This window comes from Rhodococcus sp. R1101, from assembly GCF_000278445.1.
GTDB classification, from domain to species: Bacteria; Actinomycetota; Actinomycetes; order Mycobacteriales; family Mycobacteriaceae; genus Rhodococcus; species Rhodococcus gordoniae.
On sequence record NZ_AJVB01000087.1, the window covers coordinates 1 to 11,411 of the forward strand.

General features: G+C 67.9%; 12 protein-coding genes and 1 pseudogene. 6 read left to right on the plus strand and 7 right to left on the minus strand.

Annotated features, from left to right (window positions below; translation table 11 throughout):
• Nucleotides 1-1,865: propionyl-CoA synthetase (locus R1101_RS0108535; protein WP_016933021.1), on the plus strand; the 1,865-nt coding region annotated here is incomplete at its 5' end.
• A gap of 83 nt (nt 1,866-1,948) precedes the next feature.
• On the opposite strand, the gene R1101_RS0108540 is transcribed toward R1101_RS0108535, so the two are convergent.
• The 3 genes from R1101_RS0108540 to R1101_RS0108550 are packed head-to-tail and all read right to left on the minus strand — an operon-like array spanning nt 1,949 to nt 3,731.
• Nucleotides 1,949-2,191: a DUF3618 domain-containing protein gene (locus R1101_RS0108540; RefSeq protein WP_016933022.1), complete on the minus strand. Its 243-nt coding sequence runs from the start codon at nt 2,189-2,191 to the stop codon at nt 1,949-1,951.
• On the minus strand, nt 2,188-2,613 hold the full coding sequence (locus R1101_RS0108545; RefSeq protein ID WP_016933023.1) for a phage holin family protein: 426 nt from the start codon (nt 2,611-2,613) through the stop codon (nt 2,188-2,190). Before R1101_RS0108545 ends, R1101_RS0108540 begins: the two co-directional genes overlap by 4 nt.
• Entirely contained in the window at nt 2,610-3,731 is a 1,122-nt protein-coding gene (locus R1101_RS0108550) for a YihY/virulence factor BrkB family protein (RefSeq protein ID WP_016933024.1), read from the minus strand. The genes R1101_RS0108545 and R1101_RS0108550 overlap by 4 nt, the downstream gene beginning before the upstream one ends.
• Before the next feature lie 99 nt (nt 3,732-3,830).
• Here R1101_RS0108550 and R1101_RS0108555 point away from each other — a divergent pair, with 99 nt between their 5' ends.
• From R1101_RS0108555 to R1101_RS0108570, 4 genes are read left to right on the plus strand one after another with little or no spacing between them, the layout of a single operon-like run.
• Nucleotides 3,831-4,340: a flavin reductase family protein gene (locus R1101_RS0108555; protein ID WP_016933025.1), complete on the plus strand. Its 510-nt coding sequence runs from the start codon at nt 3,831-3,833 to the stop codon at nt 4,338-4,340.
• A 37-nt stretch (nt 4,341-4,377) separates the two neighbouring features.
• A complete protein-coding gene (locus R1101_RS0108560) occupies nt 4,378-5,154 on the plus strand; it encodes a pyrimidine reductase family protein (protein WP_016933026.1) in 777 nt (258 codons plus the stop codon).
• A complete protein-coding gene (locus tag R1101_RS0108565; protein WP_016933027.1) occupies nt 5,144-5,635 on the plus strand; it encodes a CinA family protein in 492 nt (163 codons plus the stop codon). Before R1101_RS0108560 ends, R1101_RS0108565 begins: the two co-directional genes overlap by 11 nt.
• A gap of 44 nt (nt 5,636-5,679) precedes the next feature.
• Nucleotides 5,680-6,192 carry a hypothetical protein gene (locus tag R1101_RS0108570; protein ID WP_026003041.1) on the plus strand — a complete coding sequence of 171 codons (513 nt, stop codon included), beginning with the start codon at nt 5,680-5,682 and terminating at the stop codon, nt 6,190-6,192.
• Here R1101_RS0108570 and R1101_RS0108575 read toward each other — a convergent pair.
• The gene (locus tag R1101_RS0108575) at nt 6,175-7,974 is read right to left on the minus strand and encodes an acyl-CoA dehydrogenase (protein WP_016933029.1); all 1,800 of its coding nucleotides are present in this window, start codon (nt 7,972-7,974) and stop codon (nt 6,175-6,177) included. The genes R1101_RS0108570 and R1101_RS0108575 overlap by 18 nt on opposite strands.
• A gap of 77 nt (nt 7,975-8,051) precedes the next feature.
• Here R1101_RS0108575 and R1101_RS0108580 point away from each other — a divergent pair, with 77 nt between their 5' ends.
• A complete protein-coding gene (locus R1101_RS0108580; protein WP_026003042.1) occupies nt 8,052-8,747 on the plus strand; it encodes a TetR/AcrR family transcriptional regulator in 696 nt (231 codons plus the stop codon).
• An 87-nt stretch (nt 8,748-8,834) separates the two neighbouring features.
• Here R1101_RS0108580 and R1101_RS30925 read toward each other — a convergent pair whose 3' ends face one another.
• The 3 genes and pseudogenes from R1101_RS30925 to R1101_RS0108590 form a co-directional block, all read right to left on the minus strand.
• On the minus strand, nt 8,835-9,230 hold the full coding sequence (locus R1101_RS30925) for an FKBP-type peptidyl-prolyl cis-trans isomerase (RefSeq protein ID WP_232284705.1): 396 nt from the start codon (nt 9,228-9,230) through the stop codon (nt 8,835-8,837).
• Nucleotides 9,207-9,557, minus strand: a pseudogene (locus R1101_RS30930) (FKBP-type peptidyl-prolyl cis-trans isomerase); the annotation flags it as partial. The pseudogene R1101_RS30930 and the gene R1101_RS30925, both read right to left, overlap by 24 nt.
• A 49-nt stretch (nt 9,558-9,606) precedes the next feature.
• The gene (locus R1101_RS0108590; protein ID WP_016933032.1) at nt 9,607-10,905 is read right to left on the minus strand and encodes a citrate synthase; all 1,299 of its coding nucleotides are present in this window, start codon (nt 10,903-10,905) and stop codon (nt 9,607-9,609) included.
• Nucleotides 10,906-11,411: the final 506 nt, after the last annotated feature.

Below are 11,411 nucleotides of genomic sequence, written 5' to 3' on the forward strand. Positions count from 1 at the left end.
GGAGCACCGAGGATCCCGAGGGATTCTGGCTCGAGGCCGCCCAGGCGGTCGAGTGGGAGAGCGCGCCGACGCGAGCTCTCGACGACTCGGCGGCACCGTCGTACAGGTGGTTCCCGGACGGCGCCCTGAACACCAGCGTCAACGCGCTCGACCGGCACGTGCGCGCGGGGCACGGCGACCGCCCGGCGCTGATCTGGGATTCGGCGATGGTCCCCGCGAAGCGCACCTACACCTACGCAGAGCTGCTCGACGAAGTCGCGACGTTCGCCGGGGTGCTGCGGGACCAGGGTGTCGTGGCCGGCGACCGCGTGATCGTCTACATGCCGATGATCCCCGAGGCCGCGATCGCGATGCTCGCCTGCGCCCGTATCGGGGCGGTGCACTCGGTGGTCTTCGGTGGGTTCGCCGCGAAGGAACTCGCGACCCGCATCGACGACGCGAAGCCGGTCGTGCTGGTCACGGCCTCCGGCGGTCTCGAACCGGGCCGCACGATCGAGTACCTGCCGATCGTCGAGCAGGCGATCGGTCTGTCGCCGACGCCGCCGCACACCGTGATCGTCAAGGATCGTGAGCAGATCCCCGGTTCGGCGGCCGACTACCAGACCTCCTCCGCGGCGTGGTTCGACTGGGACGAGCTCTGCGTTGACGCCGCTCCCGCCGAGCCCGTGACGGTCGCGGCGACCGACCCGCTCTACATCCTCTACACCTCCGGCACCACCGGGAAGCCCAAGGGCGTGGTGCGCGACAACGGCGGGCACGCCGTAGCTCTGACCTGGTCGATGCACAACATCTACGACATCGACCCGGGCGACGTGTGGTGGACCGCCTCCGATGTGGGCTGGGTGGTCGGCCACTCCTACATCGTCTACGGTCCGCTGCTGGTGGGCGCGACGACGGTGATGTACGAGGGCAAGCCCGTCGGCACACCCGATGCGGGCGCGTTCTGGCGGATCATCGCCGAGAACGGCGTCAAGGCGTTGTTCACCGCCCCCACCGCGATTCGCGCGGTGCGCAAGGCCGATCCGAATGCCGAGGAGCTGAAGAAGTACCCCATCGACTCGTTGCGGACGCTCTTCGCCGCCGGTGAACGCCTCGACCCCGACACCTACCACTGGGCGACGAAGGTGCTCGACCGTCCGGTGGTCGACCACTGGTGGCAGACCGAGACGGGCTGGGCGATCGCCGCCAATCTGCGCGGCCTCGAAGCGATGCCGCTCAAGGCCGGCTCCCCGACCGTCCCCGTTCCGGGATACCGGGTCGAGATCGTCGACGGCGAAGGCAGGCTCGTCGATCCGAACACCGAGGGCAACATCGTCATCCGGCTGCCGTTGCCGCCGGGCACCCTGGCCGGCCTGTGGCAGGACGAGGATCGTTACCGCCGCTCGTACCTCGACACATTCCCCGGTTACTACCTCACCGGCGATTCCGGGTACATCGACGAGGACGGCTACGTCTTCGTCCTCGGCCGCTCCGACGACGTGATCAACGTTGCCGGGCACCGGCTCTCGACCGGCAGCATGGAGGCCGTGGTGGCCGGACATCCTGCCGTCGCCGAATGCGCGGTGGTGGGCATCCGCGACGAACTCAAGGGTCAGCGCCCGTCGGGTTATGTAGTGCTCAAGGCGGGCGTGGAGATCGATCCCGAGACCCTGCGCCGAGAGCTCGTCGCGATGGTCCGCGACCAGATCGGCGCGGTCGCGACCTTCCGCGATGTGACGGTGGTCCAGGCTCTCCCGAAGACACGCTCCGGCAAGATCCTGCGCAAGACGATGCGGCAGATCGCCGACCACGAGGAGTACACGGTGCCGTCGACGATCGAGGATCCGGCGGTGCTCGACGCGCTGAAGCAGCAACTCGGCGGCTGACGGCACGCCAAGGAGGGTGTACACGGCAGCGGACGGATACCCGGTGCAGAGCACGAGTATCCGTCCGCCGGGGTACGCCTGCGTCACCTGCGTCGTCGGCGCCTCACGATCAACAGCACGATCACTGCTGCGAGCACCCCTCCGGCCGCCGCCATCAGGTCGGGCCGGGTGCGCACCACCTCCGCCCGCTCGGCCGCGGACTGCTTGATCCTCGTGGGCACGTCGAGTCGGTCGGTGAGTTCGCCGACGGTCGCGGCGAGTTCGGCCCGTTGACGTTCGATGTCGGCCACGTCCTCCGGACGCCCATCGTTGTCGGATGCGGTCACTTCGTTGCTCCCTTCGCGGCGTCGATGTCGGCGCGGACACTGGCGACCGTGCGTTCCGGCACGGGGGGTGCGGCGTTCTTCGCCTTCGAGGCACCGACCGCCGCGAGGATGCCTCCGACGGCGAGCACCACGAGCGCGACGATGAGGGCGGCGAGCCACGGCTCGACGGCCGTGGCGAGGCCGAGCACGGCCGTCGCGATCAGCGTCGCCAGTCCCAGGAACAGCAGGACCGCTCCCGCACCCGAGATACCCACGCCCACACCGATACGGGTGCCCTTGGACTTGACCTCCTCGAGCGCGTGTGAGACCTCGGTCCGGACCAGGGTCGACACCTGTTCGGTGAGCCGCTCGGTGAGTTCGACCGTGGACAGGTTCTTCGGTTGTTCGGCCACGGGACGCGCATTGCCGCCGGGCGTCGTCATCGCGGACTCCTTTCTGTCGGGGGTCGGGGAGGGTCCACGGAGTCGGTCGCCTCCTCGGAGGAGTTGTCCCCGCTGTGGGCTTCACGCAGTTTCCGCCCGTGCTCGACGAGTTCATCGAGCTTGGCGGCGTTCTTCTCGCTCGCGCGTGAATCACGTTCGGGCAGTTGCAGTGTCTTCTCGGCAGGCATACCGGCCTGCAGCTGGCGACCTCGCTCCATCTCGGCGTCGAACTCGGCACCGAACAACAGGGCCAGGTTGGTGATCCACAACCACAGCAGGAAGATCACCGCGCCGGCGAGGGATCCGTAGGTCTTGTTGTAGCTGCCGAAATTCGAGACGTAGAAGGCGAATCCCACCGAAGCCACGATCCACACCAGGATCGCGATGAGTGATCCGAGGCTGACCCAGCGGAATTTCGGCTGGGACACATTGGGTGTCGCGTAGTACAGCACAGCGACGATCATGACCACCAGCGCGAGCATCACGGGCCACTTGACGATGTTCCATACCGTCACAGCGGTGTCGCCGAGGCCGATGACGTCGCCGATCGTCCGTGCCACCGGACCACTGATCACGAGCATCAGGGCGGTGGCGCCCGCGGCCACCAGGGCCACGGCGGTGATCAGCAGCATCAGCGGACGCAGTTTCCAGACGGGCCGCCCCTCTTCGATCTCGTAGATCCGGTTCATGGCGCGACCGAAGGCGCCGACATATCCCGATGCCGACCACAGCGCGCCGAGAATACCGACGATCAGGGCGAATCCGGCTGTCGGTGCGGCGACGAGCTGTTCGATCGGCCCTCGGAGCGTGTCGACGGCGGAGGACGGACCGAGATCTTCGACCATGCCGAGCACGGCATCCACCGTCGTCTGCCCTTGGCCGAACACACCGAGCAACGAGACCACGACGAGCAGGGCCGGGAACAGCGACAGGACGGCGTAGTAGGTCAGCGCGGCGGCGAGATCGGTGCACTGATCCCGACTGAACTCTCGAATCGTCCTGCGCAGCACATACTTCCACGACGGTTTGGACAGATCGGTCGGAGAGTCGGGTTTGCGCGGATCGTCGGGTGCGAGGGTGGCACCCGATGACCCGTCACGTCTGTGCTCGGCATCCATACTGCGGCGGGTACCCGCGGTCGCACCCGGACCAAACTCACAACCGCACCGGGACCGAACGCGCCGCCGCAGCGGTGCGACGGCCGTACGATTCGGCTCATGCCCGACATCCCACTCGAAGGATCCGCCGACGGTTTCGCGGACATCGCCTCGCAGCTCGACTACCCGATGTTCATCGTCACCGCATTCGACGGTGAGGAACGCAGCGGCTGCCTGATCGGATTCGCGACGCAGTCCGCGATCGATCCGGCGCGCTTCCTCGTGGCGCTGTCGGACAAGAACCGGACGTACCGGGTGGCGTCGAAGGCGAAGCATCTCGCGGTACACGTCCTGACCCCGGCCGATCGCGAACTGGCGGCGCTGTTCGGTGAGCACACCGGTGACGACATCGACAAGTTCGCCCGCTGCTCGTGGCGGGAGGGACCGTACGGCCTGCCCGTGCTCGACGGCCCGCGGGCCTGGTTCGTCGGCCGGATCCTGGAGACGTTCACGACCGGCGACCACGGAGGTTTTCTCCTCGAACCCGAACGCGGCGAGCTCCGCGGCGACCTGGACCGCCTCATGACCTTCGCGTCCGTGGGCGATCTCGAGGCCGGGCACGGCGCGTGACGTGCATCCGTAGAGCGCAAGTGATCTGATCGGCGACATGCGACGACTCGACGGCACCCCTGCGACGCAGCACGTGGACGACACGGCGCTGCGCGCGCTCTACGCCTATCCCGACGACCTGTCCCGGCCGTGGCTGCGGATCAACTTCGTGTCCTCGCTCGACGGCGCCGTGGCGGTCGAAGGACGGTCGGGCGCCCTCGGTTCCCCTTCCGACAAGAAGGTCTTCGGACTGCTGCGCGAGCTCGCCGACGTGATCCTCGTGGGTGCGGGCACGGTGCGCGCCGAGAACTACGGTGGCGCCCGGACGAGCGAGGCCCTGCGGGCGCGGCGGCAGGAGGCCGGGCTGGCTCCGATACCCCCGGTCGCGGTGGTGACCGCCTCGTGCGACCTGCCACCCGACCTGCGTCTGTTCACCGATACGACGATCCCGCCCGTGGTGTTCACGACCGCACGTGCCCCCGGGAGCGCCCGGCGCGCGGTCGAGGCCGCCGGTGGCGAGGTACGCGTCATCGCCGACGCGGTGATCGACGGACCCTCCCTGCTCGCCGCGATCGGCGAGGCAGGATGGCTCCGCGTGCTGTGCGAGGGCGGGCCGAGCCTGTTCGGCCGCATGATCGAGGACGGCGTCGTCGACGAGCTGTGTCTGACCTGGGCGCCGGTCCTGGCCGCCGGTAACGCCGGGCGCATCGCGCACGCACCGACGGCTGCCCTGACCCCCCTGCGACGTGCGCACCTGGTGTGCGACGACGACGGCACCCTGCTCACCCGCTGGGTGCGGACCGATGCTCTGGAAGGAGACACGCATGGCCGATGACGATGTGGTGGAGGGGACGGACACCTCCGACGAGTTGATCGAGCAGCTGGCACAGCTCGCCTCCGACAAGGAGCTGACGCTCGGCTGCGCGGAATCGCTCACCGCCGGCACGCTCGCAGCCCGTCTGGGTGCCGCGAAGGGCAGCTCCGACTGGTTCCGCGGCGGCATCGTCGCGTACTCGCGCGAGGTCAAGTACGGCCTGCTGGACGTACCCGAAGGTCCGGTGGTCAGCGAGACCGCGGCGCGCACGATGGCGGAGAGCACCTCCCGCCTCCTGGGAGCCGGGATCGTCGTCGCCGTGAGCGGAGCCGGCGGACCCGATCCGCAGGACGGCCGTCCGCCGGGCACGGTCTGTTTCGCGACGACCGGTCCGGACGGAACTCGCAGCGAGGAGCAGCACTTCGACGGTGACCCCGAGAAGGTGCTCGCACAGACGGTGCGTCACGCGCTGTCGTTGCTCGTGGAGCGGGCATCCGCCTGAAAATCGGATGCGGTCCCCTGCCTGCGGGACCTACCGTGACGGCCATGCGCGTCGTCTTCACGAAAGGTCCCGGCATCGGGTACGAGATCGCGGTGCATCGCGAGACCGGACCGGAACTCGCTCCGCGCAACGGCCCGGGCGGTCACCCCTATCTCCCCCACGACCTCGTGCACCTGCTGGTCGAGAGGGAGGCGGGCATCGAGCTCGGCGTCTACGGACAGTTGGCCGCCGGCGACAACGGCCTGTTCTGGCCTGCCGACGACGCAGAACGAACCCGGGCCGGTCGGCGCCGCAGGTCGAAGAAGCATGCGATGCCCCCGCGCGCGGAGGCCGACATGATCAGGTCGGAGGAACTGGCGCGCATCGCCGTCCCCGTCTGGGAGGCGCGGCGCCGCCTGGCAGACGGGCTGCCGGCCCATGTCTCCGAGAAGGACGTCGTACCGGTGGTCGACCGCATCGTGGACACCTTCGACGACTACGCCGACCGGTGGCATGCGCTACCGGTCGGCGGGTCGCTCACGGTGACCTGGGAGAGACCGTCACAGAGCCGACGGTGACACGTCCAGGGTCGTCCGGTCGAGGCTCGCGAGCAGATCGAACTGCGGGCCGGTCCTCGGCAGTTCGAAACGGAAGAAATAGCGTGCGGCAGCGCGCTTCCCGTCGAAGAAGTCGCCCTCGCGGTTGCCTACGGCAAGGAGCTGCTCGAGCCACAGCCACGCCACGACGACGTGTCCGACGGCTTCCAGATAGACCGACGAGTTCGCCAGGGCCACAGCGGGATCGCCGGTGGACCACAGCGTCGCGGTGGTCTCCGCGACGCGCCCTACGGCCGCACCCAGCTGTTCCGCGTAAGCAGCGGCGTCGCCCCCTGCCTGTGTCGCCTGCGCGATGGTCCGTCCTACCGTTTCGCCGAGCAGCGCGAGAGCGGCACCGCCCTGCATGATCACCTTGCGGCCGAGCAGATCCAAACCTTGGATACCGTGGGTGCCTTCGTGAATGGGGTTGAGGCGGTTGTCGCGGTAGAACTGTTCGACGTCGAACTCGCGGGTGTAGCCGTAGCCCCCGAGCACCTGGATCGCGAGGCTGTTGGCCTCGAGGCACCACTGCGACGGCCAGGACTTCGCGATGGGCGTGAGCAGGTCCAGCAGCAGACCGGCGCGTGCGCGCGCCGCTTCGCTCTCGGCCGTGCGCTGGTCGTCGACGAGCTTCGAGCAGTACAAGCCCAACGCCAGCGCACCTTCGACGTACGACTTCTGCGCCAACAACATCCGCCGTACATCGGCGTGTTCGACGAGAGGAACCTGCGGGGAGGCCGGATCCTTCGCGCCGAGCGGACGGCCCTGGGTGCGGGTGCGGGCGTAGTCGAGGGACTGCAGGTATCCGGCGTACCCGAGGGAGGTGGCAAGGAAGCCGACGCCGATCCGCGCCTCGTTCATCATGTGGAACATGTACGACAGGCCCTTGTGCGGCTCGCCGAGCAGGTAGCCGACCGCACCGGCCTTTCCGCCGGGCGTGTGGACGCCCTCTCCGAAGTTGAGCAGGGTGTTGGTGGTGCCGCGGTTGCCCATCTTGTGGTTGAGGCCGACGAGGGCGACGTCGTTGCGTTCGCCGAGGGTGCCGTCGGCCTCGACGAGGAACTTCGGGACGATGAACAGCGAGATGCCCTTCACCCCGTCCGGTCCGCCGGGGATCTTGGCGAGGACGAGGTGGACGATGTTCTCGGTGAGTTCGTGATCGCCGCCGGAGATCCACATCTTGGTGCCGGTGAGGCGGTAGGAGCCGTCGTCCGCGGGCACGGCCTTGGTGGTGATGTCGGCGAGCGAGGAGCCTGCCTGGGGTTCGGACAGGCACATGGTGCCGAAGAAGCGCCCCTCGAGCATGGGCGGTACGAAGGTGGCGATCTGCTCGTCGCTGCCGTGCGCGACGAGCAGGCTCGCGTTCGCCGCCGTGAGGAAGGGATAGGCGGAGGTTCCGGCGTTCGCCGCCTGGAACCACGCCATCGACGCGCGCTGCACCGTCACCGGAAGTTGCATCCCGCCGTGTTCCTCGTCGAATCCGCCCGCCAGGAGGCCTGCCTTGGAGAACAGTTCCAGGGCGTCCTTGACCTCGGGGATGATCTCGACGCGGCCGTCCTCCCCGATGCGGGGTTCCTGGGCGTCGGCCTTCTTGTTGTGCGGCGCGAAGTGCTTGGTGGCGATGTCGGCGCTGAGGGCGAGTACGGCGTCGAAGGTTTCCCGAGAGTGGTCGGCGAAGCGTGTCCGCATGGTCAGGGACTCGACGTCGAGCCAGTCGTAGAGAAGAAAGTCCAGGTCGCGGCGGGACAGGAGAGGTGAGGGCATCGGGGATCCTTTCGGGCGACGCGGGTATCCGGCCGCAGCAGGAACGAACTAAGCGCTCACTCAGTAGAGCAATGCCGGTGCATGATGTCAACGATGCCTTTTCCGCGACCCGCAGGACGGACCCCGTGACCGACACACCCGAGCAGACCTCCGACGCGCCCGTTACCGTCGATTCCCCCGCCGCCGCCCTTCCGGCCGGCGGATCCGACGTCGCGCGCCGGCTCGTCGCCTCCGCCGTGGAGTCCTTCGCCCGACGTGGCTACCACGCGACCACCACCAGGGACATCTCCGTCGGCGCGGGACTGAGCCCCGCCGCTCTGTACGTGCACTTCCCGTCCAAGGAGGCAGTACTCTTCGAAGCCGGTCGCAACGGACACCTCCACGTTCTCGAGGAGGTGGAGAGCGCTGCTGCGATCTCCACCGATCCGGTCGAGCGGATGCGCGCGATCGTCGACCGATTCGTGCGGATCCACGCGGTGCACCACACGACCTGCCGCGTCGCGCAGTACGAACTGCACGCGCTCTCGGAGGAGCACTACCGCGAGATCGCCGAGATCCGCCGGCGCACCGACGCCGTGGTCCGCGAGGTCATCTCCTCCGGAGTCGGCAGCGGTGCGTTCCGCGTCGGCGACGTGCCCACCGCAGCCCTGGCCGTCCTGTCGCTGGGGATCGATGTCGCCCGGTGGTACCGCCCGGGCCGAATGGACGTCGACGACCTGGCCCGTCACTACGTCGACCTGGCGTTGTCGATGCTCGGGGCACCCCCACACTGACCCGGGCCGGCCGCCGAACGACGACGAGGCCCGCGACATCGGTGTGACCACCGTTGTCGCGGGCCTCGAATGCCGTTGCGGGCGCGGTTATCCGACGCCGAGCAGATCGATCACGAAGACCAGTGTCTTGCCTCCGAGCGGATGCCCGGAACCGGCCGGTCCGTACGCGAGCTGCGGGGGCACCGTGAGCTTGCGACGTCCACCGACGCGCATGCCCGGAATACCCTCCTGCCAACCCGGGATCAGCCGTCCCAGCGGGAACCGGGCGGAGTCGCCACGAGCGAACGACGAGTCGAACACCTCGTTGGTCTCGTACTCCACACCGTGGTAGTGCACGTCGACCACGCCGCCCGGCTGGGCCTCGTCGCCGTCACCGATCGTGATGTCCTCGATCACGAGATCGGCGGGCGCAGGGCCGGTCGCCGGCTCGATCGTCGGAACCTCCGGCGGCACCTGCACGGCGAGCAGGTCGATGATGAACACGAGGGTCTTGCCGGACATGCGGTGTCCCGATCCGGCCGGACCGTAGGCGAGCTCCGGCGGGATGGTCAGCTGGCGACGCCCGCCGACCTTCATGCCCGGGATGCCTTCCTGCCAGCCGGCGATCAGGCCGGACAGCGGGAAGGTGATGGACTCACCGCGGCTCCACGACGAGTCGAACTCCTCACCGGAATCGAACTCGACCCCGACATAGTGGACTTCGACCTTCGATCCGGGTTCCGCCTCGGCACCGTCGCCGACCACCAGGTCCTTGATGACCAACTGGGTGGGAGCGGGGCCCTCCTGGAACTCGATTTCGGGCTTTGTCATGCGTGTCTCCTCGTCGGGATTCGGTCGAGATGTCCGGTCGTTACGAGGGTCAGCGCTCCTCGAGGGACGTGTACGGCCGCTCGGTGTAGCCGGTGTAGATCTGACGCGGACGGCCGATCTTCAGGGTCGGGTCGGAGTGCATCTCACGCCAGTGCGCGATCCAGCCGGGCAGGCGGCCGAGGGCGAACAGCACGGTGAACATGCGGTCCGGGAAGCCCATCGCACGGTAGATCAGGCCCGTGTAGAAGTCGACGTTCGGGTACAGCTTGCGCTCGATGAAGTAGTCGTCCGTGAGGGCGGCCTCTTCGAGCTTCATCGCGATCTCGAGCAGTTCGTCGCCCGCACCGAGCTTCTTGAGGATGCGGTCGGCGGTCTTCTTGACGATCGCGGCCCGCGGGTCGTAATTGCGGTAGACGCGGTGCCCGAAGCCCATGAGCTTCACGCCGTCTTCCTTGTTCTTGACCTTGCGGACGAAATCCTTGACGTCGCCCTCGGACTTGGCGATGCCGTCGAGCATCTCGAGCACGGCCTGGTTGGCGCCGCCGTGCAGCGGGCCCCACAGCGCGTTGATGCCACCCGAGATGGACGTGAAGAGGTTGGCATCGGAGGAGCCGACGAGACGCACCGTCGAGGTCGAGCAGTTCTGCTCGTGATCGGCGTGCAGGATGAGCAGCATGTCGAGCGCCTGCGCGATCTCGGGATCGATCTCGTAGGGCTCGGCCGGGAAGCCGAAGGTCATGCGCAGGAAGTTCTCGACCAGCGACAACGAGTTGTCGGGGTAGAGGAAGGGCTGACCGACCGACTTCTTGTACGCGTAGGCCGCGATGGTCGGCAGCTTGGCGAGCAGACGGATCGTCGACAGCTCGACCTGCTCGGAGTCGTCCGGATCGAGGGAGTCGGGGTAGTACGCCGACAGGGCGTTGACAGCGCTCGACACGACGGGCATCGGGTGCGCGTTGCGCGGGAAGCCGTCGAAGAACCGCTTGAGATCCTCGTGCAGCAGGGTGTGGCGGCGGATCTTGTCGGTGAAGACCTCGAGCTGCTCCGCGGTCGGCAGCTCACCGTAGATCAGCAGGTAGCTGACCTCGATGAACGTGGACTTCTCGGCGAGCTGCTCGATCGGGTATCCGCGGTACCGCAGGATGCCCTCCTCACCGTCGATGTACGTGATCGCCGACTTGGTGGAGGCGGTGTTGACGAAACCCGGATCCAGGGTGGTGTACCCGGTCGCCGCAAGGAGCTTGCCCAGCTCGATACCGTCATTGCCTTCCGTCGCCTTGGCGATCGACATCGTGTGTTCGCCACCGGGGTAGCTGAGGGTGGGGTTGGTGTCATTCTCAGCGGGCACGAAGGATCCCTCTCAAGCTCAGACCTACGAGAAACTTCCGGACATTCACGTAGAACCTAGCCGTAGCGCGGGGTATGCGCTGAGGCAGGGTCCGCCGAAAGTCCCCGATCGGTATGTCGTCCATGTGGGCTCCGAACGCTCGCCCGCACCCTCCGCGACAGCGCCGCAAGGCCGGCACACGCCGATAACCTGCGGCAATACTACCCAAGTCTCACCAAGGTCGTTACGCGGGGATCTGCGCGTATCCGGCGCCCACGCGGTCACTCTACTCACCGCACCGCGAGCAGCACATCGACGAGTGCGGCGGGGGCCTGCGCCACGGCTGCGCCCTCGAGAGGAGCATCGGTTCATCGGTCGTCGAGTCCGGCAGGATCGCCGGCATCACCGGTTGCCCGTCGGGCGATCACACCACCCCGGCGTCGTCCACCGTCCCTTCGGAGGGGTCTTTCCGCTTCGAGGCGCAGAACAGCGGCGGTGGAGAACAGCGCCCCCGCATCGTGCAGAAC